Origin of the sequence: Roseibium sp., from assembly GCF_050301095.1 — a bacterium.
Taxonomy (GTDB): Bacteria; Pseudomonadota; Alphaproteobacteria; order Rhizobiales; family Stappiaceae; genus Roseibium.
Window position 1 is genome coordinate 1 of record NZ_JBNKYW010000267.1, and the last position, 26280, is coordinate 26280.

Annotated in this window: 26 protein-coding genes; 9 read left to right on the forward strand and 17 right to left on the reverse strand. The window is 60.0% G+C overall.

Annotated elements, in window-relative coordinates:
* Window positions 1-275 precede the first annotated feature (275 nt).
* Entirely contained in the window at window positions 276-1487 is a 1212-nt protein-coding gene (locus ACQY7U_RS22875; protein WP_428649842.1) for a vWA domain-containing protein, read from the forward strand.
* 202 nt (window positions 1488-1689) lie between these two features.
* Here the strand turns inward: ACQY7U_RS22875 and ACQY7U_RS22880 are convergent, their stop codons facing one another.
* Window positions 1690-2211 carry a L,D-transpeptidase gene (locus ACQY7U_RS22880; protein ID WP_428649845.1) on the reverse strand — a complete coding sequence of 174 codons (522 nt, stop codon included), beginning with the start codon at window positions 2209-2211 and terminating at the stop codon, window positions 1690-1692.
* Window positions 2212-2343: 132 nt separating this feature from the next.
* Window positions 2344-3447, reverse strand: coding sequence for a branched-chain amino acid ABC transporter substrate-binding protein (locus tag ACQY7U_RS22885; RefSeq protein ID WP_428649848.1), 1104 nt, complete (start codon window positions 3445-3447; stop codon window positions 2344-2346).
* A gap of 348 nt (window positions 3448-3795) precedes the next feature.
* Here ACQY7U_RS22885 and ACQY7U_RS22890 point away from each other — a divergent pair, with 348 nt between their 5' ends.
* The gene (locus ACQY7U_RS22890; RefSeq protein WP_428649851.1) at window positions 3796-4323 is read left to right on the forward strand and encodes a flavin reductase; all 528 of its coding nucleotides are present in this window, start codon (window positions 3796-3798) and stop codon (window positions 4321-4323) included.
* Window positions 4324-4371: 48 nt separating this feature from the next.
* On the forward strand, window positions 4372-5376 hold the full coding sequence (locus ACQY7U_RS22895; RefSeq protein WP_428649853.1) for a P1 family peptidase: 1005 nt from the start codon (window positions 4372-4374) through the stop codon (window positions 5374-5376).
* A gap of 64 nt (window positions 5377-5440) precedes the next feature.
* On the opposite strand, the gene ACQY7U_RS22900 is transcribed toward ACQY7U_RS22895, so the two are convergent.
* Window positions 5441-6250 carry a hypothetical protein gene (locus tag ACQY7U_RS22900; RefSeq protein ID WP_428649856.1) on the reverse strand — a complete coding sequence of 270 codons (810 nt, stop codon included), beginning with the start codon at window positions 6248-6250 and terminating at the stop codon, window positions 5441-5443.
* Between the two features lie 151 nt (window positions 6251-6401).
* Window positions 6402-6881, reverse strand: coding sequence for a YcgN family cysteine cluster protein (locus ACQY7U_RS22905; protein WP_428649859.1), 480 nt, complete (start codon window positions 6879-6881; stop codon window positions 6402-6404).
* Between the two features lie 234 nt (window positions 6882-7115).
* Here ACQY7U_RS22905 and ACQY7U_RS22910 point away from each other — a divergent pair, with 234 nt between their 5' ends.
* Genes ACQY7U_RS22910 through ACQY7U_RS22920 form a run of 3 tightly spaced genes read left to right on the forward strand, consistent with a single transcriptional unit; the run spans window position 7116 to window position 10551 of the window.
* Window positions 7116-9308, forward strand: a complete 2193-nt coding sequence (locus tag ACQY7U_RS22910; protein WP_428649861.1) for a transglycosylase domain-containing protein — start codon at window positions 7116-7118, stop codon at window positions 9306-9308.
* The gene (locus tag ACQY7U_RS22915; protein WP_428649863.1) at window positions 9305-9994 is read left to right on the forward strand and encodes a DUF1214 domain-containing protein; all 690 of its coding nucleotides are present in this window, start codon (window positions 9305-9307) and stop codon (window positions 9992-9994) included. Before ACQY7U_RS22910 ends, ACQY7U_RS22915 begins: the two co-directional genes overlap by 4 nt.
* Entirely contained in the window at window positions 9991-10551 is a 561-nt protein-coding gene (locus tag ACQY7U_RS22920) for a DUF1254 domain-containing protein (RefSeq protein WP_428649865.1), read from the forward strand. Before ACQY7U_RS22915 ends, ACQY7U_RS22920 begins: the two co-directional genes overlap by 4 nt.
* Before the next feature lie 102 nt (window positions 10552-10653).
* Here the strand turns inward: ACQY7U_RS22920 and ACQY7U_RS22925 are convergent, their stop codons facing one another.
* Both ACQY7U_RS22925 and ACQY7U_RS22930 read right to left on the reverse strand, forming a co-directional pair.
* Entirely contained in the window at window positions 10654-12228 is a 1575-nt protein-coding gene (locus ACQY7U_RS22925; protein ID WP_428649867.1) for a tetratricopeptide repeat-containing sulfotransferase family protein, read from the reverse strand.
* A 200-nt stretch (window positions 12229-12428) separates the two neighbouring features.
* Window positions 12429-13292: a hypothetical protein gene (locus ACQY7U_RS22930; RefSeq protein ID WP_428649870.1), complete on the reverse strand. Its 864-nt coding sequence runs from the start codon at window positions 13290-13292 to the stop codon at window positions 12429-12431.
* 505 nt (window positions 13293-13797) lie between these two features.
* On the opposite strand from ACQY7U_RS22930, the gene ACQY7U_RS22935 reads away from it, so the two are divergent.
* Window positions 13798-14904 (forward strand): DUF2336 domain-containing protein, encoded by a 1107-nt coding sequence (locus tag ACQY7U_RS22935; protein WP_428649872.1) that lies wholly within the window; start codon window positions 13798-13800, stop codon window positions 14902-14904.
* A 14-nt stretch (window positions 14905-14918) separates the two neighbouring features.
* Here ACQY7U_RS22935 and ACQY7U_RS22940 read toward each other — a convergent pair whose 3' ends face one another.
* The 3 genes from ACQY7U_RS22940 to ACQY7U_RS22950 all read right to left on the reverse strand — a co-directional run bounded on the left by ACQY7U_RS22940 (window position 14919) and on the right by ACQY7U_RS22950 (window position 17756).
* The gene (locus ACQY7U_RS22940; protein ID WP_428649875.1) at window positions 14919-15299 is read right to left on the reverse strand and encodes a DUF1491 family protein; all 381 of its coding nucleotides are present in this window, start codon (window positions 15297-15299) and stop codon (window positions 14919-14921) included.
* Window positions 15300-15384: 85 nt separating this feature from the next.
* Window positions 15385-16128: a peptidoglycan-binding domain-containing protein gene (locus ACQY7U_RS22945; protein WP_428649878.1), complete on the reverse strand. Its 744-nt coding sequence runs from the start codon at window positions 16126-16128 to the stop codon at window positions 15385-15387.
* An 8-nt stretch (window positions 16129-16136) separates the two neighbouring features.
* On the reverse strand, window positions 16137-17756 hold the full coding sequence (locus ACQY7U_RS22950; protein WP_428649881.1) for a hypothetical protein: 1620 nt from the start codon (window positions 17754-17756) through the stop codon (window positions 16137-16139).
* Between the two features lie 432 nt (window positions 17757-18188).
* On the opposite strand from ACQY7U_RS22950, the gene ACQY7U_RS22955 reads away from it, so the two are divergent.
* On the forward strand, window positions 18189-18635 hold the full coding sequence (locus tag ACQY7U_RS22955) for a DUF5330 domain-containing protein (protein WP_428649883.1): 447 nt from the start codon (window positions 18189-18191) through the stop codon (window positions 18633-18635).
* Between the two features lie 294 nt (window positions 18636-18929).
* Window positions 18930-19361: a SufE family protein gene (locus ACQY7U_RS22960; RefSeq protein WP_428649886.1), complete on the forward strand. Its 432-nt coding sequence runs from the start codon at window positions 18930-18932 to the stop codon at window positions 19359-19361.
* A gap of 104 nt (window positions 19362-19465) precedes the next feature.
* Here ACQY7U_RS22960 and ACQY7U_RS22965 read toward each other — a convergent pair whose 3' ends face one another.
* From ACQY7U_RS22965 to ACQY7U_RS23000, 8 genes are all read right to left on the reverse strand, one after another.
* Entirely contained in the window at window positions 19466-19882 is a 417-nt protein-coding gene (locus ACQY7U_RS22965; RefSeq protein ID WP_428649888.1) for a MucR family transcriptional regulator, read from the reverse strand.
* A gap of 313 nt (window positions 19883-20195) precedes the next feature.
* Window positions 20196-20546 (reverse strand): monovalent cation/H(+) antiporter subunit G, encoded by a 351-nt coding sequence (gene mnhG, locus ACQY7U_RS22970; protein WP_428649890.1) that lies wholly within the window; start codon window positions 20544-20546, stop codon window positions 20196-20198.
* Window positions 20543-20899, reverse strand: coding sequence for a cation:proton antiporter (locus ACQY7U_RS22975; RefSeq protein WP_428649892.1), 357 nt, complete (start codon window positions 20897-20899; stop codon window positions 20543-20545). Before ACQY7U_RS22975 ends, mnhG begins: the two co-directional genes overlap by 4 nt.
* Entirely contained in the window at window positions 20896-21372 is a 477-nt protein-coding gene (locus tag ACQY7U_RS22980; protein ID WP_428649894.1) for a Na+/H+ antiporter subunit E, read from the reverse strand. Before ACQY7U_RS22980 ends, ACQY7U_RS22975 begins: the two co-directional genes overlap by 4 nt.
* Window positions 21369-22958: a Na+/H+ antiporter subunit D gene (locus ACQY7U_RS22985; protein WP_428649897.1), complete on the reverse strand. Its 1590-nt coding sequence runs from the start codon at window positions 22956-22958 to the stop codon at window positions 21369-21371. The genes ACQY7U_RS22980 and ACQY7U_RS22985 overlap by 4 nt, the downstream gene beginning before the upstream one ends.
* 5 nt (window positions 22959-22963) lie before the next feature.
* A complete protein-coding gene (locus ACQY7U_RS22990; RefSeq protein WP_428649900.1) occupies window positions 22964-23341 on the reverse strand; it encodes a Na+/H+ antiporter subunit C in 378 nt (125 codons plus the stop codon).
* Window positions 23341-23760, reverse strand: a complete 420-nt coding sequence (locus ACQY7U_RS22995; RefSeq protein WP_428649902.1) for a Na(+)/H(+) antiporter subunit B — start codon at window positions 23758-23760, stop codon at window positions 23341-23343. The genes ACQY7U_RS22990 and ACQY7U_RS22995 overlap by 1 nt, the downstream gene beginning before the upstream one ends.
* A complete protein-coding gene (locus tag ACQY7U_RS23000; RefSeq protein WP_428649905.1) occupies window positions 23760-26150 on the reverse strand; it encodes a putative monovalent cation/H+ antiporter subunit A in 2391 nt (796 codons plus the stop codon). The genes ACQY7U_RS22995 and ACQY7U_RS23000 overlap by 1 nt, the downstream gene beginning before the upstream one ends.
* Window positions 26151-26280 lie beyond the last annotated feature (130 nt).

The window sequence follows — 26280 nt, forward strand, 5'->3', positions numbered from 1 at the left end:
GGCGTTCTCTTGAAATATCAGGACGATATCGAACGTGTCCGCGGCTCGAAGGTGCGCCACATGATCGACGAAATCCGCAAGGAAGCCCCGCATCCGCAGTCCGTACCGGCGGTTTAGGCAAGCAATGCATAAGGCGAAAATCCCCCCCTCCCTAACCCTCACCCACAAGGGGGGAGGGAATTATGGGGGACATCTCCGCAGACTCCTTTCCCCTCCCCCTTGTGGGGGGGGGTCGGGGGTGGGGGTAACTGCGGCATCCGTTTCGGGAGGCCCCCATGCCCTCCTCCCCTGACCTGCGCTCGCGCATCACCGACAACATCGTCTATTTCGCCCGCACCCTGCGCAAGGCAGGCGTGCCTGTAGGGCCCGCATCCGTCGTGGACGCTGTCAATGCGGTGGAAGTGTCGGGCATCGAAAACAGGGACGATCTCTACTGGACCCTGCACGCGGTTTTCGTGCGCAAGCGTGAGCATCGGGTTCTCTTCGACGAAGCCTTCCGGATCTACTGGCAAAGCCGCGGCCTGATCGAGAAGATGCTGGCAATCCTGTCCCCCGTCGCCCCGCCGCGCGGCCAGCCCGAAAAACCGAAGGCGGGCCAGACACGGGTATCGCAGGCCTTTCAGGCAGCCAAGGAGCGGGTTGTCGAAAAATCCGTTCCGGAAGTCGAAGTGGATGCCAAATTCACCGTGTCTGGGAAGGAGCTACTGCAAAAGAAGGACTTCGCCCAGATGACGGCGGAGGAAGTGACTGAGGCCAAGCGTGTCATGCACGCCATGTCCCTGCCGATGGACAAGATCCGGCTGCGCCGGCTGACGCCGTCGGGCAAGGGCCGTATCGACCCGCGCCGGACCTTGCGCGCGTCGATGCGCGCGGGAGGCGACATCATCGACCTGAAATTCCGAAGGCCCGCGGAGAAACGCCCGCCACTGGTGGCGATCTGCGATATTTCCGGCTCCATGAGCCAGTATTCCCGCCTTCTCCTGCACTTTCTGCACGGCCTGACCGCCGAGCGGCGAGACGTGCACACGTTTCTTTTCGGCACGCGCCTGACAAATGTCACACGGCAGCTTCGCATGAAGGACCCGGACGAAGCGCTGGAGGCCTGCTCGGACGGCGTCGAGGACTGGTCGGGCGGCACAAGGATCGCCTCGGCCCTGCACGACTTCAACCGGCACTGGTCCCGCCGGGTGCTGGGCGGCAAGCCGACCGTACTGCTGATCACCGACGGGCTGGAAAGGGACACGGACGAAGACCTGGAACGCGAAATGGACCGGCTGCACCGGTCCTGCCGCCGCCTGATCTGGCTCAACCCCCTGCTCCGCTTTGACGGCTTTGAAGCCAAGGCCAAGGGCATCCGCGCCATGCTGCCACACGTGGACGAGTTTCGCGCGGTCCATTCCCTGGATGCCGTCGCCGATCTCGTGGAAGCGCTTTCGGGAACCGGCAGGGGACATGGATCCGATCCGCGGCATTGGCTCCAGGCTTAACCGGCAAACGAACAACAGGAAGCGCTGCCTGTAAAACGAAGCGATCTGATCGGAGGAATTGCAAGAACGACAAAACCCCACCGGCGCCATGTTGGGGCAATCGCACCGGCGGGGTCTTTCGAGGGGGTCTGTGGGGACCCGAAGCCATGATACATTCACAAAACTGAAACTAAATGCGGCAAGCTGTCCCGGCGACGGCTTCCTACGGCAGGGCCACCACCGGCGTCCTGACGTTCACCCGCTGAAACAGGTCCTGGATATCGTTGTTGGCCATGCGGATGCAGCCGTAGGACACCGCCCGTCCGATGGACTTCGGCCGGTTGGTTCCGTGAATGGCATAGTTGCCGTTGGATAGGGTCATGGCGGCAACGCCCATCGGGTTGTTCGGTGCCCCTCCCCGGATCACCGCCGGCAGATGCGGAAAGTCCCGGCGCACTTCTTCGGACGGTGCCCAGTCCGGCTTCACGTATTTTGCGGTTATGAACGCCTCACCCGTCCAGGACTTCTGCCGTTTGCCGACGGCAATCCTGTAGCGGATCGCCCGTTTTCCCCGCAGTACGAGATAGAGTCTCTTTTCCGAATTCCGGATGACAATCGTTCCGGGCCGGAACCTTGCATCGGAAAAGCCCACCAGTTCGGCGGCATGAGCGGTCGGATAAACGGCGCTTGCAAGTACAAGTACCAGCGTGCACAGGGCAAGGTGGAACAGGAAGGTTGGACGCATGACAATCCCCGGTTTCTGCCGGGGAGAATACCCTGCCGACCCCACCAGAAGAACGGGACAAAGCCGACTTTCTTACCAAAGGGTTAATGCGCAGGCCGAGAAATGCCCGAATTTCCGGCTTCCGGCCACCCGTCACCTCGGCCGGGGAGCACCATCGCGCCATTCATACCAGGTGTAGGCCGGCACGTTGCTGTCACCCTTGCCGTCAAACGAAAGGGAACCAAGCGCCGTTTCAAGGGTCCCTTCCGACAGTGCGGCGGCAACATCCGCAAACGCCGAAGTCTTTACTGCATTCGCCGCCTGTGCCCAGGCCTGAATGGCGGCATAGGTCGTCAGCGCATAACGTTCCGCGGGTTTCCCGTCTTCCTCCAGGGCTGCGACCAGTGCCTGGGCTTCGGGAACTTCACGCGGATCCTGCGGATAGCTCAAAAGTGTGCCGTTTCCGGCTGCTCCCGTCACCGACCAGAACTCTTCCGTTATCAGTGCATCGCCAGACACAAGCACGGCGTTCATGCCCTGTCGCGCCATCTCAAGCCGGATCAGTCCTGCTTCCGGGTGAAACCCGCCGAGATAGACAACACCGATGTTCTCCAGGATCAGCTGCGATACCAGCCCCCGGTAATCATCTTCCCCGGCGTCGAAACCCAGGGAAATGCTCTCTGCCTTGCCCTGACTGTTCATCGCTTCCTTGGTGGCGTCCGCCAATCCTTTGCCGTAGGCGGTCTTGTCGTTCAGGATCGCGATCCGCTCGTTGCCGAACGTTTTTGCGAGAAGCTGTCCGGCCAGCTTTCCCTGCTGGTCGTCGCGGGGCGCCAGGCGAAAGATCCCCTCACCTGGACGCTCGTCAGTAAACTTGGGCAAGGTTGTTGCTGGGGAGATCTGAATGATCCCCGCTTCGGCATAGACCTCGCTCGCCGCTATGGAGGCGCTGAAACAGAAATGGCCGACGACGAGACTGACACCCTTGCCGATGAGCTGGTTGGCCACCGCAACGGCTGTATCCGCGTCGCAGGCGTCGTCCGCGACCACCAGCACCAGCGTTTCGCCATTGACACCGCCGTTGGCATTGAGGTCGGCAACCGCCCGTTCACCCCCAGCTCGCATCTGGGCTCCGAAATCGGCGAACTGCCCTTTCATGGGGCCGGCGATCGCGACTGTGATTTCCGCCTGTGCCGAACCGGACAGAAGGCTTAAGGCCCAAATGGCGGCCCCTGCTGCATATTGCTGAAAGGACATCACACTCCCCGATATTCCGAGCCTCAGTTCTCAATACCACGGCCAGGGCCATGGACCCGACAGGTGACCCCTTGCTTGTGACCGGGGGCTCTTATCCCTACCTTGAGCTGGCAAGGAGCTCAATGCGGCACGACCCGGTTCGCCATCGGGCGGACCATGAAAACCGAGCTGGTCAACCGGTTATTCATACATGGGCGAATAAGAAACGGGCGGTATTCGCTTCTGCTTCACACGACATTAATGGCGCGGAAAAACATCGAGACCTAGGCACATCGGGCCAGGATGAATAAAATCGTGCAACATCTCCGACGCCCTCCGATTCCCATGCCGGTCCAAGGAGCCGACAGAATGTCTTCATCCTCATCCGAACAGACCGATGACGGCAAGCTTCCGCTGGACAAGCAAAGCTTCCGGGAAGCGATGAGCCGCATTGCCGCCGCCGTACATGTGGTTACCACGGACGGCCCGGGCGGGCGCATGGGAGCAACCGTTTCCGCTGCCTGTTCGGTCAGTGACGAGCCCGCCAGTATCCTGATCTGCCTGAACCGGAACACACGCATTCACGGTGCCGTCCTTAAAAACCGCCGGTTCTGCCTCAACACCTTGAGCGACGACCACGAAGAGATTTCCGAGGCCTTCGCGGGCCGCGACCAGCTGGAAATGGACGACCGCTTCGCCAAGGGCGACTGGACCAGGCTGGCGACCGGCTGCCCGGCCCTCGACAGCGCGCGCCTGAGTGTCGACTGCGAAGTGTTTTCCGTAACCGAAATGGGCACACATTCCATCATTGTCGGAACGGTTGCCGATCTGCGCATGACCGATCCCGGCAAATCGCTTCTTTACGTCCGTCGGGGCTACAAAAGCCTCGACACGTAATCCCTCTCCCACCAAACTGATTGTTATCCCTTTATCGGACGGATTTTCATGGCCGCCTTGCGCAATCTCATTACCGATGTTCCCGGCCTCAAGGTCGGCAATGCCTCGGACCACGACCTCAAATCCGGGGCAACCGTCCTCGTGCCGGACGAGCCGGCGGTGACCTCCGTGGCCATCCACGGCGGAGCTCCGGGGACACGCGAAATCGCCCTTCTGGAACCGGAGCAGACGGTTGAGAAGATCGACGCGATCGTTCTTGCGGGCGGCTCCGCCTTTGGGCTTGATGCGGGAGCCGGTGTCCAGGGCCGTCTGGCCGAACTCGGCTACGGCTTTCAGGTCGGCCCGGTGCGGGTACCGATCGTGCCGACGGCCATTCTCTTCGACCTTCTGAACGGTGGCGACAAGAGCTGGGGCCAATCCGCCCCCTATCGGGACCTTGGCCGCTCCGCACTCGATGCCATCGGCCACGACTTCAGCCTCGGATCGGTCGGGGCGGGAACCGGAGCGACCACGGCCAACCTGAAGGGCGGCCTCGGATCGGCCTCGGTGAAGCTTGAAAACGGCGTCACCGTGGGCGCAATTGTCGGGGTCAACGCACTTGGCCGGGCAACCATCGGGGAGAGCCCCCATTTCTGGGCCGCGCCTTTCGAGATCGGCGACGAGTTCGGCGGTCTGGGCATGGCACATCCGATGCCGAAGGACAGCACGCTTGTCCGCACCAAGCTCGACGGCCTGAAAGCAGGCGCCAACACGACGATTGCCGCCGTTGCCACGGATGCCGTCCTCAGCAAGGGCGAAGCCAAGCGTCTTGCCGTCATGGCCCATGACGGACTTGCCCGCGCACTCTGGCCGGCGCATACGCCACTGGACGGCGATCTTGTCTTTGCGCTCTCCACCGGGCAGCGCAAGCTGGAAAACGGCCTGGAAGACATGGTCCAGCTCGGTGCCGCAGCAGCTTCCTGTCTGGCGCGCGCCATTGCCAGGGGCATCTATCACGCAACTCCGGCAGCCGGAGATCCCGTCCCCACCTGGAGGGAGCGGTTCGGCCGATAACCGGCGGCACCATTGACGTTGCCGACGGTCGTCCGCCGGCAACTCCTGTTTATGGGTCCGTACCCTAAGGCATTGCCAGCTCAATCACTGTCCGTCCGCCGATATTAAGGCCGCTCTTGTCGAAGACCAGAGGGTTGGTCTCTCTCAACAACCGGGACAAGGTTCCGTCCTGCTCCGCCAGCTTCAGTGCCTTGGACAATTTGCGGTGAAGGTCGACGTTGGATTTTGTGACATAAAAACGAAAGTCGTTGGGGTAGACCAGCCCGAGATAAGGATCGACGGCAAGCTCGGGATGCCGCTGTGCTTCCCCTGTGATTTCCGTTATTCCACGCGGAAAATAGTCGATGCCACGGCCTCCGAGCGCGAGTAACTGATATATCTCCGGATCCCACGTCCCCGTAAATTCCAGATATCGCATTCCGTTGGCCTGCCAGACATCCACGTCGTTCCAACCCGCCCCGAGCGCCGCGACCTTGCCGAGCGCCAGAAACTCTTCAAGCGTCCTGACATTGCGGAAAAGATCCACATCCTCGGGATTGACGAACACGACCCGGTAGCCCTTCAGCCCTTCCGTCAGGTCGACATCGACCTCCAGAAACGCCTCCTTGAGGTTGGCGTCTTCCCCGCGCCAGATCAGGTCCAGACCATCGCCTGTTTCGAAAAGGAGCATCTGCCGGGCCATATTGAAGTCCGGATCGATCCTTTGGAACTCGACCGTTTCTCCAATTTTCTGGAGGGATTCGGTCAGCAGCCTAATCATGTAGTCGGTCGTGCTGACATCCGGAACGCGCAACTTCAGGGGCTCGGCCTTCAAAGGCTGCAGCCAGAGAAGGACCGCCGCAATGTAAACAATCGCACCTGCAACCCTAAGCATAGATCACCACGTCAATCATTAGCCGCATGGATCGTCATGGCTTAAAATACGCCAAAAACACCCGCTTTGGCGATTGCAACCGGATAAGAATCTTGATTTCGGGCAGGTCCTGCCTACTGGCGCTCCGTCCGCCAGGCGCCAGAATTGCCGATCAGCAGCCGCTGGGCAGATCTGCGGGCCAGGTCACGACGTGATGTTCGTAATCCTCCAGTGCCATGCCGTCTTCCGGGACGGTCCGGTCCCTGACAGAGACACCGGCCTGGTGCACTGTCTCCGGGTCGCCGGAAACAAGCGGATGCCACCAGTATAGGTCTTCCCCTTCCCGCACGAGACGATAGGCGCAGGTGGGCGGCAGCCAGGTGAGCGTGCGCACCTCTTCCGGTGTCAGCTGTATGCAATCAGGCACCGTCGCCGCCCGGTTGACATAGTCCTTGCAGCGGCAGGATCCGCCATCCAGAAGAGTGCAGGCGACATTGGTCCAGACGATGTCCCCGGTGTCCCAGTCTTCCAGCTTGTTGAGACAGCATCTGGCACAGCCGTCGCAGAGCGACTCCCATTCCGAAGGGCTCATTTCCTCAAGTGTCTTGGTTTTCCAAAACGGCAAATCGGCTTGCGTTTCTTCTGCTGTCATTTTTGTTTGCCTGGCTGGAAGACGTGAACAGGCGCAAGCGCCTATCATGCCCCCGTCCGGGCCGCAAGTGACAGGATTGCCAGCGGGCGCCCCAGTTCTGACCTGCGGGACATCGCTGGAAATTCGAAATAGATCAATAAATTGGGATGAGAACAAACTACAGGCTGCCCCCTGTTTTCACGTCGGGAAAAAACCGGTAATTTGAATCGATCTTGATCCGGAGTGTTATTTCGCTTGGCAGACGACCCGCAATCAACAGACGTGCCCGGCACCGCTCCGCCGCGCAAGCGCCATCGAATCCGCCGGTTTTTCCTGGGCATCGACGCCTTTGTCGATACCGCGCTCTGGAAAAGCGGTTCGGTGCTGCGCCGGGTGCTGGAGGGCTATGACGCGTTTCTGCGCCGGTTCCGCGCCAAGGGCATCTGGCGTGTTCTGACGGAACTTTCCTCCGACGGGCTGACTTACGGACTGGCGGGTTTTATCGTCGTGCTCGCCTTCGCTCAGCCCGCTTTCGAGGCAACCCGATATGCCGACTGGAAAACCACGGACGATTTCGCGGTAACCTTCCTGGACAGGTTCGGCAATGAAATCGGCCGCCGGGGCATCGTTCTGAACGACAGCGTGCCGCTTGAAGAGATCCCGGACTCCCTGGTAAAGGCAACGCTTGCCACCGAGGACCGCCGCTTTTTCCTGCATTTCGGCATCGATTTTCTTGGAACATTCCGCGCGATGGTGGAAAACGCCCGGGCGGGCGGTGTTGTCCAGGGCGGTTCCACCCTCACCCAGCAGCTTGCCAAGAACCTGTTCCTGACCAATGAACGCAGCCTCAGCCGCAAGATCAAGGAGGCTTACCTGGCGCTGTGGCTGGAGGCAAACCTCACCAAGCAGGAAATCCTGAAACTCTATCTCGACCGCGCCTACATGGGCGGAGGTGTCTTCGGCGTGACGGCGGCAGCCAAATTCTATTTCAACAAGAATGTGCGCGAACTGACCCTGGCAGAAAGCGCGATGCTGGCCGGTCTCTACAAGGCGCCGACCAAATATGCCCCGCATATCAACCTGCCCGCCGCCCGTGCCCGCGCCAACGAGGTGCTGACCAACATGGTGCAGGCCAGTTTCCTGACGGAGGGTCAGGTGATTGGGGCAAGGCGCAATCCGGCGCTCGCCGTCGATCGCTCCCAGGAACAGCTGCCGGAATATTTCCTCGACTGGGCGCTCGAAGAGGTCAAGAAACTTGCCCGCCGGTTCCCGGCCCTCGCCAGGGACCGGATTGTCACGGTTCGAACCACATTGGACCCGGCGCTCCAGCATCAGGCGGACCTGGCGGTGGAAACCGTCCTCCGGGAAAACGGCAAGTTGCGTGATGCGCGCGAGGCGGCCCTGGTTTCCATGGTCCCGGACGGAGCTGTCGTTGCCATGGTCGGCGGCAGTTCCTATGGCGAAAGCCAGTTCAACCGAGCGGTCAACGCCCTGCGCCAGCCAGGTTCCTCCTTCAAGCCGTTTGTCTATATGACCGCGTTCATGAACGGTTACAACCAGACAAGCATCGTGCCGGACAGGCCGCTCCACATCGGCAACTGGTCGCCGAGAAACTACGGCAGAAGCTACCGCGGCCCGGTCACTCTTCGAACGGCACTGACCAAGTCGATCAACACCATTCCTGTTCGCCTGTCGCTCGATTTCGGCCGGGAGAAGATCATCGAGACCGCCTACAAAATGGGCGTTACCCACGAACTGGAAAATTCCGTTTCCCTGCCCATCGGCTCTTCCGAAGTGACCGTCATCGACATGGCCTCGTGCTATTCCGTCTTCGCCAATGGCGGTTACAAGGCGACAGCCTACGGCATCCTGGAAATCACCAACAGCGCCGGTGAGGTGCTTTACCGTAGGGAACATGACGAACCGGAAGCCAAACGGGTCTTGCCGGAGGACAAGGTGTTCGAAATCAACGATATCCTCGTGAATGTGGTCGAAGCGGGAACCGCACGGCGCGCACGCCTCGACGGCGTGGTGGCAGCCGGCAAGACCGGGACCACCAATGCCTACAGGGATGCCTGGTTCATCGGCTATACGGGCAACTTCACTACCGCGGTTTGGTTCGGCAACGACGATTTCACTTCTACGCGGCGCGTGACCGGCGGCAGCCTGCCGGCCATGACCTGGCAGAAATATATGGCCTATGCCCACAACGGCATCGAGCTCGCCAGGTTGCCGGGTGTCGAAGCCGAAAACCTGCCGCGTCTGGCCAGTTCCGCTCCTGCCAAACTTGTAGCAAAAGACGCGGAAGCCCCTCAGCCACGCGTTCTGAAGCGCCGCACCCAGGATCTTTTGCTCCGGATCGGGAAGGATCTGCGCCTGCTGCTGGAGCAGACCAATGCGAAGGCGGAGACCGGACCTGCCCCGACGGACTATGCGGCTGCCCAATGACGACCTCAGCAACCCCGCCCGCACCTCAGGCCCACGGCGAAGCCGACTGGTATGACGAACAGCCGCCCAGAGCCATCCGGCCCTATCGCAGCCATCCGCTCCGGACCCTGACGGCGGTTGCCCTGGTTCTCATCCTGGCCAGTCTTATCGGTATAAGTTCCGCCTATCTGGTCATCGAACGCGAGCAACCGCTCGATGCCGTGACCATTGGCTCCTGGCAGGCCTATCCGAAAGCCGGCACCTCGGACGCCGACCCCTATTCCGTCGCGATCTACACCCGCGGCGCCGTCATTCCGCTGGCCTCCGGCGAAGGCATGGCCCTTGTGGCTCGTGAGGACAACGCGGGCCATAAGCTCGATCCCACATGCAATTACAGGATTGCCGGTCAGACCCCGTCGGCACGGCTCTGGACCCTGACAGCCGTCAACGGTCACGGCAATCTGGTCGAAACCCTGCCCGGCCGGGTTCACCTTGTCAGCCAGGACATCTTGCGCAATCCGGACGGCACCTTCGAAATCACGGCTGCCCGCAGCCCGCATTCCGGCAACTGGCTGCCGCTGGCCGCCAACGCCAGCGCGAGCGAAGGCTTGCGTTTTGTGCTGAGAATCTACGATGCGCCGGTCACAACCGGCGCGGCCCTTGACGGCGTCAGCATTCCGGTGATCGAAAGGGTGGCCTGCCCATGACCCTGTCGCCCCGCTTCACGCTGACCGTCGGCGCTCTGGCCACGCTTTGCCTGGCTGCGATCATCCACATTCTGGTGGTGCTCAGCATTCCCCACAATGTCCGGCACAGTGCCTATGACAATATCGCCAAGTATGGCGAAGACCGGGAGTTTAACCTGCTGGCGGACGTCAAACCGGGCCAGGAGCCGCTTCCGGATCTGGATCCGGCAATGAAACATGCGGCCTGCCGGTTCCGTCTGGACGACGGGCCGGTGCTGTTCGACGCCAGTATCCCGGTATCCTTCTGGTCCATCGGCCTGTTCAATTCGGCCGGAGAAGCGGTCTATAGCCTCAACAACCGCACGGCAGGCGCGGAGCGGCTTTCCATGCTGGTTCTGACCACCGAGCAGCTATCCATCCTGCGTGAAAACCCGCCTGAGAACCTGGAAGACCTTATCGTCATCGAGACGGAAAAACCGATCAGCGGCTTTGCCTTGTTGCGGGCCTATGTCCCGCACCCGTCCAAGGCGGAAGAAGTCGATGCCGCGCTCAAGCGGGCGAGTTGCGGAACCATCTGATACCAAAGCGAATTGATCAGGACTCATTTGACAAGACCTGGATCCGAAAGAAAGCGCCGGAAACCCGGCGCTTTCTTGCATCCAATGTCAGCCGAACCCGCGTCAGTCGGCAGCCGGCGCCAGAGGACCGAGGGCCTTGAGCAGCGGTTGCAGCGTTTGCCCGTGCTTTTTCCAGCGCCCGATGGAGGAGCTGAACATGGGGCGGCGGACCTGCATGTTGGAGAAGGTCGTGACCGGACTGTCGCCCTTGTGGAACTCCAGACAGGCGTCCTCCCAGTCCAGCCCGGTTTGCGCCACCAGGGAGCGGCTTTCGCCCTCCTGGTCGCCAACGAGTTTCTCGTAGGAAAGATTGTAAAGCTGCACCGGCAGGACATCGGACCAGTGGTCCATCAATCCGGCATAAGCCTGGAAATAGTGTCCAAGCGTTTCCTGGGTCACACAGTAGTTGTGGGCGGGAGACAGTGCGTGCGAGAGCAGCGAAACGCAGGTGTCGGCAGGTTCGCGAACACAGTGAACATAAGCCGCGTTCGGAAACAGCAAGCTCATCAGCCACAGCATTTCGAAATTATGCGGCATCTTGTCGGTGACCCGCGCTGCCTTCCGGTCGATCGCCTCGAGCTCCGCCAGATATTTTCGCGCGATCTTCCTGTAGTCCTTGAGCTCCATATTCCTCAGCCGCTGCTCCAGCGCGGCACTTGGCTGCCCCTTTAGGCCCATGTCTTCCTGCAGGTGCCGGAAAAACGCTATTTCCCCACCGCTGACGGCCTGTGAATGCCGGCTGACGATCTGCTCAACCAGCGTTGTTCCCGACCGTGGCATGCCGAAAATGAACACCGGCCGCCGGGACTGGTCTCCAACGTCTTTCCGCTCTTCGAAGAATTCCTTGTTGAAGACCTCCTTCATGAAGGCGATCCGCTCGTCATGAGCCTTCTCGTCGAAAGGCGGATACCCGATCTTGCGGGCCGAGGCGTAGTGCTCATCCGCTTTTTCAACTTCGCCGAGATCGAAATAGACCTTGCCGGCCGCCCAATGCAGTTTGGACTGGTCGAGAGGCGCGCGCGGAGTGCCATCCGAGATGAGGGTTTCGATCTCGTCGAGTTCGGCCGGCTTTTCCTCAAATTTCCGGGCAAGCGTCAGCGCGTGCAGAACCGACGGCAATTCCTTGCCGGCCGCCTTCGCCTTTTCAAACCAGGCTTCGGCTTCTTCGAGATTGCCGACGGAAACCTCGAGCTGGCCCATGCCAAGCAGGGCGTAACCGTTTTCCGGATCGAGCTGCAGAGCACGCTGGAAACTCTGCCGCGCCATGACGGCCCGCCGCTCCATCCTGTAGACGTCGCCAAGCTGGGCATGAAAATCGGCTTCCTTGGGAGCAAGGCTCACCGCCTTGCGCAGCGCCTTCTGCGCGCCTGGAAGATCACCGGCGTTCATCAGGGCGAGCCCCAGGAGCTGATGTACCTGCGGGTGCTTTCCTGCCTTTTTCGTGGCGGTCGACAGAAACCGGATGGCCGCGCCGATCTGCCCGCTCTGATAGGCGGCAATACCCAGAGAGAAATTCGCCTGCGGGTTCTGGGGATCCATGGCAAGGACGTCCTCGAACATGGGCAGGGCCACACCGAGTCGGCCGGCATGCTGATGAGAAAGCGCTTCCTGAACGAGGCGCGCGACTGTCGAATTCATGGAATTTCCTACAACCGGGTGACACAGGTGCTGAAAACGGACACGCAGGCCCGGCAGCGATTACCCGTCCCTGCAAACCGCGTGTCCGACATGGTTGCATAGATAGCCGAGGAAGGATCGGCCGATCAATGTTTTGCTGGCTTTCGTGTGAAGAAATCGCCCCTGAGACCTGAAAACGGTCCCGATCGCCAGTTCGTCCCCTACTTGGTCACAGGTTTGCGCTCGGTTCCCCAGCCGGTGTAGATCCGCGATTTCCTGACGGGCTGGTCGGGGCCGTAGCGATTGGGCGTCTCGCAGCTCGCCTCGGCAAGCTTGACCTGCCCCTCCAGTTCCCGGATCGCCGTATTGACCTTCCAGAGCCTGTTCTTGCTGGGGGTTTCCACCTCCAGTCCGGCGAGGGCCCGCCGGTAGGCGACGATCCGGTACCTGAGCGCCTGGCCGACCCATTTGATCATGACCCGGTTTTCCCAGACCCGCGCCTTGGCACCGTCATAGGTTTCTTCGGTGGTGATGGGTTTGTTATTCAGCACCCGCAGCCGTTCGTTATCCGCCTTGCGTACCCTGACCGCGACCTCGCAGAAGGGCATGACGAGTTCCGCGTCGCCCGACGCATCCGCGGCAATCTTGTCGTACCGGGCATCGGAGGACCGGAATTTGTCCGACCGCAGATAGATGTAATAAAGATCCGGCGGGACCCGCCCTTCCGTTTCGGGCAGAACACGTGTGCGCGAAAGCTCCACCATCGTCCCGCCGATCCAGTCCTTGGTCCAGGGCGGGCGGATCAGCGTCCAGCCACGATCGCGCAGCAGCTTTTCGTCGTTGGTGTAGTTGAATTTCGAAACCGGGTCGCCTCTCAGGCGCGCGGCCTGGTTTCCGGCCTTCGGCATGAGGTCGTCATGAATGACCGACGGTCTAGCGCGGTCAAAGTCGCCTGTCGGACGCACGCAAGCCGATACGGTGCCTGCTGCCAGCAGCGCGGCGACAAGCGCCGCCCTTCTTCCGAAACTGCGCTCCCCGCCCCTCCGGGACGCGGAACCTGGTTTTTCCGCTACTTCTGTGCCCATGAGGCGCGTCTCCAGACCGCATTTTGCCAAGGTGTGCGGCTGGAGGCCCGGACCGTCAGTCCTTGTCGGAACCAGAAGGTCCAGCTGCCTTACCGATGGTGTTGATTCGTGCGGCAAGATCAAGGTCGTGACGCTCATAGCGGACACCTGGAAAGAGGATAACTTCCCCAAAGGTCTCGGCGCGCGTTGAGCGCTGGCAATCTGAACGATGGCCCACGCGTGCAGCGGGCCGTGGAGCGGATGCAAAGTCCAACAAAGTGCCCATCGTCTCCTCCTTCGGTTCCGGCCTCCCCGGAACGGCGTATTACCGGTGGGGAACGGTCAAACGGGCGACGCATTACTTCCTGCAAGTTCATTTAGAAGCTGTCAGGGTTAATGGAATGCTAACGCTTTTCGGCCAATTTGAAGGAAACAAGTTTCGCCAGTCGTCCGGCCTTTTGTATTTTTTCAGACGGGTGTCATGCGCCAAAACCAACGCTTCAATCAGACAGTGCAGCCTTCAAATTTGCTTCCAAAACGTTCTTCCTCGGCCTCCGGCGATGGGGGCATCCTGCTTGCAGCAACCGAACTGTTTGCAGCCCGGGACAGGCATCCCCCTGAAGACAAAAGGATTTTTCTGGAACTGGCGCGAAACCTGCTGCCTTCAACGGCGACGGTGGACAGGCGCCGTATCGCCAGCCTTCTGGCGTCTCATCCGGAAGTTCCGGACGATTTGCTGGAAACTCTCGCCCGCGACGAAGACGATCTGACCGCCTATCCGGCGTTTCGTTACAGTCCAAGGCTTTCTGTGGATCTCCTGTTGCGCACCGCCGTCGCAGGTCCGGACACCTTGAGGAAGGCCATTGCCAACCGCCCGTCGCTGCGCGAATCGATCATCAGCGCGCTGTGTGAACATGCCGGGGCGGATGTGATCCGTATCCTGCTCGACAGGGACGACATCATCCTGTCGGCGACGCAGCAGTCCAAATTGAGTTGCCGTAGTGACATCGTTGCTACTTTAGGTTTAGTATTGGCCGGTCAGAATGCACTCAATCCGGATGGTCAGATGGGACAGTATCTGCATTTACCGGCACCGCTGAAGGCAAAAGCCATTGCGGCAGCCGAAATGACCAGCCTGGTCAAACAGGCTCAGGTACCCGGCGGCGCGGTGGAACGCACTTCCAGCGCAGCGGGGCGCAAGCTGCAGGAGGGGTTGTTGCGTGAAGCCCTTGCCCAGAACAGGTCAGGTTTTGCGGAGCTGCTCGGTCAGGGCTTGAGCCTGCCCGAGGCCACCTGCGACCTTCTGCTTCAAGCAAGTCAGGGCGATGGCCTGACGATCGCGCTGAAAGCCCTCGGTTTTCAGCCCGGCACAGCCACCACCATACTCATACGGCTGTTCGGAGAACAAATGTCGCTGGCCGATCTGCGCAATCTGATGCGCATGTACAGAACCCTGAGCGCCGGCGCTGCCGAAGTGCTCGTCGGACAGTGGATGCTGCAGGATCAGGAAACGGCCACTTCCCGGCCGCGTCACACCCCGCAGTACCAGGAACGAAGTGCCCGGCAAGAGCCGTCTGTTCGTTGGCAGGAAAAGAGCCAGGAGCCGGATACAGGAACCGCCCGGCGCGCCTAGCACAAAAATTTCGCCTAAAAGCGGAAGATCCCTGCTCCGGGGTCTTCCTTCGGTTCGTCGTCACTCGCAAGGGGCAATTCGATCCGGCCGTCCCGGGCTTCTATATCGACAAGCCAGTAGTCGGGATCCATCCGGGCTTCCCTTACAAGGCGCTCCCTGACCGCTTCATGGTCGACACGCGAGAAAACCTGTTCGAACAGGCGCCCTTGCGGCAGGTCGCTGAACATTGCCTGAGGGGCCGGGCCGTAAAGGTCAAACGAGCCGTCGAGGCGGTCGACGCAGATGAACACCGCCCCGGCTTCTGCAGCCCCCCGTTTCGTCACCGCCGCAAAACCGCCTTCGCCGAAGATCCTTCGGACAAGTGCGCTGACAAAAAAATCGGAAGTTACCCGCATATCGCCCCTGCTTGAACATGACCGTGCCGGATGGCAGCGCACTGCACCCGACTGCCGCCGCATCGTCGCGCTGTATTAGCAGAAATCAGCCGGAAAGCGAGCGGCCGCTGATCTTTTCCAGCCGTTCGATCACCTTCGGGCCTGGTTCTCCCGTCAAGGGAAGTCCGCGATCGAGTTCGAACCGCTTGATGGCCGCGGTCGTGTTGGCTCCGATCAGGCCGTCCGCCTTCAAGGGACCGTAGCCAAGCTCTGAAAGCGCCTTCTGTATGCGCTTCAACCGGGGATCGGCGTCGATTTCCGAGTCCGGCCGGCTTTGAATATCCGCGGTACCGGAAAACCCGGGTTTGGCGCGCGGCACGGGCGATCCGGCCTGAAGCGGCGTCTCTCCCTGCATCGTGACAAGCGCAAGCAACGCCTCCGTGGGCTGACCGGTTTCGGCGTAGCCGGCCTGGCGTTCGAACGCACGGATTGCCCGCTCCGTGGCAGGACCGTTCAAGCCATCCAGCGGCCCTTCGTAGAGCCCCATCTTGCGCAAGGACATCTGAAGATCCAGAACGAGCGTCGAGATCTCCTGAAGCTTCAATCCGCCCCGGCGGTCGCCCGGTTCCGGCAACTGCAAGGCATCCGGCCGGTCCCGTGTCGTGAACAGCGGCGCCGGATGACGCCCCGGCTGCAGTCCGACCGCATTCGCGACAATGAGACAGGCTGTCAGGCCCATCACGACCGCGCCACCGGCAGCAACGGGATTATCCAGCGCAACATGGCTGGCCCTTGACACGAAGGTCTCACCGGCCTTCGGTTGTTTGGACTTTTTCGGTGATCTTGCCATACCGCCGCCTATGCCGTTTTCGCCAGCGGCCGGAAAATCGGCTCGGCATCAGTCTGCCGCGAATGACCGGACTGGCGCCCTTTCAATGGCAGCCGCACAATGACATTCTCGCCATGACCCAGAACCGTCTGAACACAGAGGCGTGCCCCCGTCCGTTCAAGCAGTTCACTGGCAAATTCGAGCACGGTCCTGGACGATTCCGCATTCCAGCGCAGGCTGGAGTGCCTGTTTCTGACCGAGAGCACGACAGTCAGTCCACCGTCTTCCTCCGCCGCCGAGACAGCAATCCGAGCGCCCTGACCGGAGGTCTTGGCCATGTCGGCAAGTAGAAAGCAAAAGGCCTGCCGAAGCAGTTTTTCATTGGCGATCACAACCGGCAATCCGGTCCCGGCTTCGACCTCGATGTCGACACCGTTTTCCCGCGCAAGCGCCGCCGCGGTATTGCCGTACCGATCAAGACAGGCGAAAATGTCGATGCTGGCCGTAGCCGTTTCGAGAACGTCGGCGGCGTTTGAACCGGTAATCAGGACAGCCTCAAGGCTTTCAAGCCCGGCACGTCCCCTCGCCCCGACTTCTTCGGCGGTCTTCTGGACCCGAGCGCTGTCGAAGGCTGTGCTGCCTGCTTCCAGCAATTCCGCCTGAGCAACAATCTCGCAAAGAGCCGCCCGTGCCTGCCGACCGGCGTTTTCCCATAGCTCTGCGCCGGCAGATCCGGCCGGCTCTCGGTTTGCACGTCCCGTTTCGTCGAGCGGACGGATCGACATCAAAAGGCGCCCCCCGTCCTCCAGCGTCGTTTCCGGCCGTTCAAACTGGCGAATGGTCAGCTTCAAGGAATGATATTCCGGGTGCCCCGCTTCGCCGGGCAAGGAACTCCCGACCCGGAGCCTGGCTTCGAAGCTGGCCTGAGAGCCTCCGTGACGTACTTCTGACAACTTGGTCAGAAAAAGAGGCCGGTCGGCAACATGCAGCCGCTGAAAGAACCAGTCGCCGTCTTCTTCAGCGGGAAATCCGCCGAAGACCTGCTTCACCGGCCCGCCCATGACTCGCATTTGGCCACCCGGTTCGATTTCGCAGAATACGTCGGAAACGCTCTTGCTCATCATCTGCCGCTTGGCCTCCGACGACTGGACAGCGGTCTGGGCCCGCCGTCTGTCCGCGGAAATCCGCAAGGACAGCATCCCCACATAGAGAAGAGCCGCCAATGTCGCGACAAATCGCAATTCCCCCGGCAAGCTCCCCATTTCCGGCAGAACAAACGGGTTTAGCGCAACCAGACACAACAATGCGCCGGTCAGAGCCGACACGCCGATGGCTGTCTTGCGGCTGGTCGAAAACGCTGCTTCCAGCGGAGGGATCAGCAGCCAGACCACAGCGAAAGAGCCGGTTCCGCCCGTCAGCGCGCAGATCGCTGAGACAAAACAGGCAAATATTCCCGAAGACAAAGCGATGGCCCTGTCCAGATTCCCCGACTGTGACAGATAGAGTGCCAGCGGCCATTGGCTGAGCATCCAGGCAAGCACAAGGATAGTGGCGGCGCGCGGTGGTCCGGCAAGCGCCAGATGCAGCGGCAGGACGATGAGCGCGGCAGCCCCGCAAACGATCCCGCTGATCAGAAAGGATCTGTGCAACGGCGCCAAAAAAGCGTCAGCCGCGGCCCGCGGATGAATCATCCCGTCGACCCGGGCAACCCATTGCCCCCAAAAAACGCCAACAAAACTCAAAAGGTTACGCACTCTACACTACCAAACCACGGCGGCGGGATTCCCCGCTCGCAACTCCCATGGCGCCATTGTGTGACGGAGCACTTAAGGAACGATAAAGGATGAATCGAAAGAACCGGAAATTCGCAAAAAGCCGCGCACTGTCAGTCACTTGGCGGCAGGTAGCTAAAATTTGAATCAATTTCTCAGAAAATTTGCCTTAAATACCTGTTTTATTTTATGAAAATCCGCCTTTTCAGTTCAACCGGCCATTCTCAAGTCCTTGCTATGGTGCCTTCATAGGAAGCGTGTCACCGGCAAGAAAAGACACGCACGACCAAACAGACTTTGGGTAGCGACATGTTCTTTCTTTTGAGGACGGCTTTTTGGCTCACATTGGTGCTGGCGGTGATTCCGCTCGGATCGAGCAAGGAAAGCACGCCTGTCGAGACGGTGGATCCTGTCTCAGCGTTCCTTGCGGCGCAGGCGACCGTTTCCGACATCACCGGCTTTTGCCAGCGCAATCCGCAGGCCTGCAACACCGGGGGCGACGCTCTGACGGCAATCGGTAGCCGCGCCCGCGACGGTGCCAGGATCGTGTACGAGTTTATCGGCACCCAGATGACCGACCGTCCGGAAGGCGACACTCTTGTGACAGGGTCGACGGCCTTGCAGGCAAATTCGCCTGCGCATTCTGTTTCCACCGGCTCGCTCATAAGGCAACCGGTCTTCAAAACCGTCTCGGTCCCCGGGACGGACCTTGGGCCCCTGCCACGGCCCAAGCCCCGCTCAGGTCACGGGACCTGAGCAAACAAGCCGTTCAGAAACCGGATCCCGGTTTCAAGAGCGGTTGATTGCGCCCCCGCTGGAGCGGCGATGCTAAGCGTCGCCGCAAAGACAGCCTTTACTTCAGCGGCCCGTTCCGCTGCGCCGCAGATGAATAGCTGCCCATTTCATCTGCGGCGTAACTTTCTTGCCTTCACAAATATCGGTGCTTTCAAGGTCCGGCCGCTACCGGAAGACGCCCAAGGGCGCGCCAAGGTTTGCACTTTGCCTCACGCAGGCTATATGAAGGCGGAAAGACCCACAAAGACCGGCGCCATGACGACAAGCATCAGCGAAATTCTTGAAACCTTCGAATTCCTGGACGATTGGGAAGACCGTTACAAATATCTGATCGACCTGGGCAGGGAATTGCCGGAGCTTTCCGATGACGAACACAACGACGTCAACAAGGTCCGTGGCTGCGTTTCCCAGGTCTGGCTGATCACCACCGTCGAGAAGGGCAAGGACGGCACGCCGGTCCTCACCTTCCGGGGAGACAGCGACGCGCTGATCGTTCAGGGGCTGGTTGCAATTGTGACCGCGCTCTTCAACGGCAAGACGGCCAAGGAAATCCTGAACACGGATGTCGAGGCCATCTTTTCCCAGCTCGGTTTGCAGGATCACCTGACACCGCAACGTTCCAACGGCCTCAGGTCGATGGTGGGACGGATCCGCACCGACGCGCAAAGCGCCCTGGAAGCAGCTTAACCGCCTTTCCGGCGATTGTGCCGGTAATACAAAACCCGTATTTCAAAATAAAAAAAGCTGCCCGCGAGGGCAGCTTTTCATTTCGGTCTCAAGCAGAGATGAACTTACTTGGAGCGCTTGCGCTGCTGGCCGAGCCCCATTTTCTTGGCCAGCTCCGAACGGGCAGCGGCATAGTTCGGCGCAACCATCGGATAGTCCGCACCCAGGTCCCACTTCTCCCGGTATTCTTCCGGAGTCATGTTGTAGTGTGTGCGCAGATGACGCTTCAGGGACTTGAACTTCTTGCCGTCTTCCAGACAGATGATGTAGTCGGGCATCACAGATTTCTTGACCGGCACTGCGGGCTTCAGCGGCTCCGGCTCAGGATCGCTGGAGGCCGTCGCGGTCTTCTGCAGCGCGCCGTAAACCTCGTTGATCAGGCTTGGCAGATCTGTTGACGCAACAGTGTTGTTGCTCACATACGCGGAGACAATATCCGCCGTAAGGTCAATCAGGTTTGCATCCACCGGACTATCAGTCATATTTCACCCGTTCTCTACTGAATTTATAATTGGCTGTGTTGTTAACCTGCAAAAAACAAAAGCCGAAACGTTTACCGAAAAATCTGATACTTGCAGACCTAGAAATCCAAACGATTCTACTTCGCAGGTGACTGTCTCAGCCTTATATCGCCGCTTTCCAGATCCGACAACCCCAGAAATCAAATAAAACCTACAAAGAAGCAATAAAAATCAAAAAATATAAATATTGACCTTTTCAGGAAACCCATATCTTCAATGGTTCAATAGTATTGTCCCTTACCCGGACTTGCAGCTCCACCAAGCTACAAGCCGGTCACTTTCCCGCCTTGGGCCGGACACTGCCTGCCAGGGCATCGTGTTTGGTATCCGCGCAGGGGCGATATCCGGCTGCATAGGCGGCCTTGGCCAGAAGATGCGCCGAAATCGGGGCTGTCAGCAGAAAGAAGACGACACCGGCAACCGCGCGCGTGACGACGCCAAGGTCTTCCGCATGGACGGCAAGCGCAAGCAGCATCACGCCCGACCCGAGCGTTCCCGCCTTGGAGGCTGCATGCATGCGCATGTAGACATCCTTCAGGCGCATGATGCCGATGGAAGCGACCAGGGCAAACAACGCTCCGATGACCAGCATGGTACCGGTAATGATCTCCAGAACCGCAGTCATTGTCCGGCCTCCCTGCGTTTGATGCTGTCCTCGACTTCCGCCATGACGGTCTGGTCGCCGGCCATTCCCCGATTGAGCACGAAGCGTGCGAAGGCGACCGTGGCAAGGAAGCCGACAAGGCCAAGGGTGATGGCGATGTCGATATAGAGGTAGTACTCGGTCAGGACGCCGATGGCGGCGATGAAGCCGATCCCGACGGCGACAAGCATGTCGAGCGCAACCACACGGTCCGGCAGGCTTGGCCCCTTGACTGTGCGGATCACGATGATGATGAAAGAAACCGTCAGGAGCGCCAGCGATATCCTGACCGCGATTTCCAGATAGCTTGCCGCGAAGATTTCAAACGACGTCATCTGAACACCTCCAGGATCTTTCTTTCGAAGCCGTTCTTGATGTCGTCGATCGTCGCCTGCGGATCGGGAACGTCGATGCAGTGGACATAAAGGGTTTTCCTGTCTTCCGACACATCGACCGAGAGCGTTCCGGGCGTCAGGGTGATCAGGTTGGCGAGCATGGTGATCTCGAAGTCCCGGTCCACGGTGAGCGGAAAGGCAATGATCCCGGGTTGCAGCTTTATCTGCGGCCGCAGGACGATCATCGCCACCCGCCAGGCGGACAGCACCAGCTCGTAGACGAACAGGACCGCAAGGCCGAATGCCTTGCTGAAGCGGTGGAAATAGGCCGCTGTCCCGACCTGTTCTCGGATCAGATAAAGCCCACCGAAGCCGAGCACGAAACCGAAGGCCAGGTTGACTTCCGAGAAGCTGCCCGTCACGGCACCCCAGGCGAGTGCCAGCAGAATGTTGATGAGAAAGAGGCTGGTCATACCTGCCCTCCAAAGACCGACCGCAGATAGCCGAGCGGCTCGGCAATGCCGCTAGCTCCCCGCGTTGCAAGTTCCATCATCCATTCCGGCTGCAAGCCGAAATAGACCACAAGGGCGGTCAGGATGCCCAGGGGAAGCCACAGCGCCCCGCCCGACAGTTGGGCAGCTCCGCCTGGCGTGATTTCGACCGCCTGCCCGTCCGGGGTTCCCTCCGGACCGCCCCGCCAGAAGGCGTAGATCCAGACCCGGCCCATGGCGAGGGTGGTCAAGAAGCCACTCAAGAGGATGGCGGCACCAAGGAACGTCCGGCCATTGTCCAGGGAAGCGTCCACCAGCATGACCTTTGGCCAGAAGCCGGAAAAGGGCGGCAGGCCCGACACCGCAAAGGCCAGCACCAGAAACACCGCAGCAAAGGCGGCGTTCTTCTGGTAGAGCCCGCCAAGTTTGCGCAAGTCGTAGGAGCCGCCCATCAGGTTGATCACGCCGGACGCCATATAAAGCGCTGTCATGACGATAATCGAGTGAACGGCATAGAAGATCGCGCCTGAAACCGCCAGCGTCGTTCCCACGGCGACACCTGCAAGCATCGATCCGATACCTGCAATGACGACATAGCCGAGCAGGCGGCGGATCTCGCTTTGCGCCAGAGCGCCGATGGCGCCGGTCAGGAGCGTTGCGATGGCGACCCCGGCAATCAGATCGGACATGTAGTTGCGGGATTCGGGAAGGATCAGAAGGAAGACGCGGATCAGGGCATAAACGCCAACCTTGGTCAGCAAGCCGGCAAAGACGGCGGACACCACCACATTGGGCGTGTGATAGGACGCGGGTAGCCAGAAATTGACCGGGAATGCCGCAGCTTTCATGGCAAAGGCCAAGAAATAGAGCGCGGCGACCGTTGCCAGCGTGCCCGATGCCGGGTCTTCCAGCAGCTTCACCTTCATGGCGAGATCGGCCATGTTGAGTGTTCCGAAGATGCCGTAGAGCAAACCTGTTGCGATCAGGAACAGGTTCGTCCCGATCAGGTTGAGCACGCCGTATTTCACCGCACCGTCGAGCTGGATCCGGTCATTGCCCAGAACCAGCAGACCATAGGACGAAATCAGCAGCACCTCGAACCAGACATAAAGGTTGAAGATGTCGCCCGTCAGGAAGGCACCGCATACGCCGGTCATGAGCAACAGCAGGAACGGATAGAAGCCGTAGCGCCTGCCGGTATTGTCGACGGAAGCAACGCCATAAATCCCGGCGCAGAGCGCGACAACTGACCCGATGAGCGACAAGGTCGCCCCGAGCGCGTCGACAGTAAAGGCGATGCCGAAGGGCGGCAGCCAGTTGCCCATCACCATGGTGATGACACCATGATCCAGCACCCGGACCAGCAGAGCCAGATTGGCGATCACCAGAAGAACCAGAAAACCGATGCCGGCCTTGGGCTGCAGATCGGTATTCTTGCGCAGCATCAGGCAGAGCGAGCCACCCAGAATGGTAATCAGAGACGGTGCAACAACAAGCCAGTCCCCGGTGGCAACCGGGCTGGTGATCATTGCTGCGGACAGATCGGCGGAGACGGAAGAGCCGGCCATGAAGCTTAGTACCCTTGCGGCGGAGTTTGGTCGTTTTCAGGTTCGGCGAGGCGCATCTCGTTTACACCGTCCGTCCCCAGCTCCTGATAGGCACGGAAGGCCAGCACCAGCAGAAAGGCGAAAAACGAAAAGGAAATCACGATGGCGGTCAGAACAAGCGCCTGAGGTAACGGGTTCGCCGTTGCGACCTCAGGCGAATAGAGATGTTCCGGAATGAGCGGCGGCACCTCACGGGTCAGACGGCCGTTGGTGAAAATGAGCATGTTCACCGCGTTGCCCAGAATGGCGATGCCGAGCAACATGCGCACAAGCTGTTTGGAGAGCATCAGATAGACGGCCACGGTGAAGAACAGGCCGATCAGGATAACGACACCGGTTTCCATCAGTCAGCCTCCCTTTCTTCCAGAGCCAAAGCAATCGAACCGATGGCACCGACCACGACGAGATAGACGCCGATATCGAAGACCAGCGGTGTCGACAAGGCGATTTCCGCCCCGAAGAGATCGAAGATCAGCCATTGACTGGTCATGAAGGCCTGCTCGCGGAAAATCGACAGGATTCCTGCTGATGCAGCCATGAACAGACCGAAGCCTGAAACGCCCATCGGATGAAACACGATGGCTCGGCGCACGGAGGCAACTCCGCAGGCAATACCGAAGATCGCAAGGGCCGAGGCAGCGATCAGGCCGCCGATGAAGCCGCCGCCCGGCTCATTATGTCCGCGCAACAGCACGAAGATGGAAAAGAGAACCATCAGCGCGGTCAGGTAGGGCGCGATGGTGCGGAAGATGATCGTGCGCATCAGCGGGCCTCCACGGCTTGAGGTTTGTCGGAACCAGCGGCTTCAGGTTCGCAGGTTTTTTCAGGTTTCGTCCGCACGCGGATCAGCGCCAGGACGCAGAGCCCGGCCAGAACCACCACGGCGATTTCACCCAGCGTATCGAAGCCGCGGAAATCGACGATGATCACGTTCACGATGTTCCGGCCATGAGCGATCGTCCGGCTGAACTGGGCAAAGAAATCGGACAGCCGGCTGTCGAAGGGCTGCTGCGTGATGGCAAGCATTGTCAGGGTCAGGCCGAGACCGACCGCCCCCGCGATGATGCCGGTGCCGAATGCGGCAGGAGCCGGACGGTGATCGCTGGGCATCAGGTTGAGACGGGTCATGACCAGGGCCAGGATGACGACGGACAGCGTTTCCACCATGAACTGGGTGAACGACAGGTCCGGCGCGCCGAACATCATGAAGATGAGCGCAACCGCAAAGCCCTGGATCCCGAGAGAAACAATCGCCGTCAAACGCGTCTTGGCGATCAGCACCGCGACCAGGCCGAGCACCGCGATGAAGAAGATTCCCCATTCATAGAAACGGTACTCCGGCAGCTTCGGCATGGCCGGGTAACTTCCGGTCAGATATCCCGGCAGCAGCACGGCCACCGCAGTGAAGCCGAAGGTGAACATCATGTATGTCTGCATCTTGCCGTTCTGCAGCAGCCGGGTCAGCCGGCCGGAAAAGGCGACAATCACGCATACGAACTGGTCAAAGCCCTTGTCCGGCCCCCAGCCGATAGCTTTCAGAACCGCGGCCATCAGGTTGCGCAGTCTGTTGAGCTGGGTGAAGAGCAGGACACCGGCACCAATGGTGATCAGTGACAAGATCAACGGCATGTTGAACGAAGTCGGCAGCAGATGAAGTTCCACCTGCGCGGTTTTACCCAGCAGCGAGGACAGGGTCGGGGCGATCAGAAGTTCGCCGGTCGTATGGGCGGTAAAGGCCAGAACCAGACCAAGTACCGAGAGGACGACAGGCCCGGCGATCAGCAGCACCGGTCCTTCATGAGCATGTTTGGGTGTCTCGACCTTGGCTCCAAAGAAGGGTTTGATGGCAACCGCCGCTGCGGTCACCAGCATCAGTGCATTACCCACAACCGCGGCGATAGTCACCGGCAGCCCCAGCCCGATATCGAGCCAGCCCCAGGTGCCGTAATAAAGGACTTCCTTGGCGATGAAGCCGATAAAGGGCGGCATTCCCGACATGGAAAGGGCCGCCAGGCAGGCCGCTACGAAGGAGATCGGCATCGCGGCGCGCAAACCTCCCAATTTGGTGATGTCCCGCGTACCGGTCTCGTGATCGATCGTCCCCGCGACCATGAAGAGACACCCCTTGAACAGGGAGTGCGCCAGCAAATAGAGCACCGCCCCTTCCAGCGCCTTTTCATGGCTGGTTCCCGTCAGCATCACCAGAAGGCCGAGCGAGGCCACCGTCGTATAGGCCAGCATCAGCTTCAGATCCGTCTGGCGGATGGCGAGCAGGGTACCAACCAGCAGCGTCAGCCCGCCGAAAACCGGCAGGACAGTCGTCCAGAGTTCCGTCTCCCCCAGAAGCGGCTGCATGCGCATCAGAAGATAGACACCGGCCTTGACCATGGTGGCGGAATGCAGAAACGCGGACACCGGGGTCGGCGCCTCCATGGCGTTGGGCAGCCAGAAGTGGAAGGGAAACTGTGCCGATTTGGTGAAAGCACCGCCCAGGATCAGGAAGAAGATCGGGACATAAAGTCCGGTATTCTTGATGATGTCCGGGGAAGCAAGCAACGCGGACATTTCGATTTCGCCGGTCGCGGTAATGATCGTGATGAAACCCGCCAGAAGGATCAGTCCACCACCACCCGTCACCACCAGCGCCTGAAGCGCCGCCCGGCGAGACGCCGTGCGCAGATGATCGAAGCCGATCAGAAGGAAAGACGTGATCGAAGTCAGTTCCCAGAAGACGAACAGTGAAATCAGGTTATTGCCCAGCACCAGCCCGAGCATGGATCCCATGAACAGGAACATGAACGAAAAGAAACGCCCCTGCTGCGGATGCCCTTTCAGATACCCGCCCGAATAGAGGATGATGAAGGTGCCGATCCCTGAGATCAGAAGCGCGAACAGGGTAGACAGTCCGTCGACATAGACGGAAAAATTCACGCCGTAGCTCGGTGCCCAGGCCTTGGCGGCGACAAAGGTCTCACCGTGAGAGACCGGCACGACAAAACCGCTGAAATGTAGAAAGATCAGCGCGGGCACGATGGCAAGAAACCAGGCGGCGTTATGCTTGAACCAGCGTGTCAGAAGAGGCGCAACCACGGCTGCCGCGAAGGGCGCCAGAACCGCATAGAGAGTGGTATCGTCGATCACTGCTGGCGTCATTCTGAACTTTCGTCACGATTTGCAAGAAACGTCAGGTATCAATTCAGGTCGAATCGAATCCATTCCGCAGGATAATAGCGGTCCGGAAATGGCATGACATGTCTTAGGCAGTTGTATTTGCCGGTTCAAG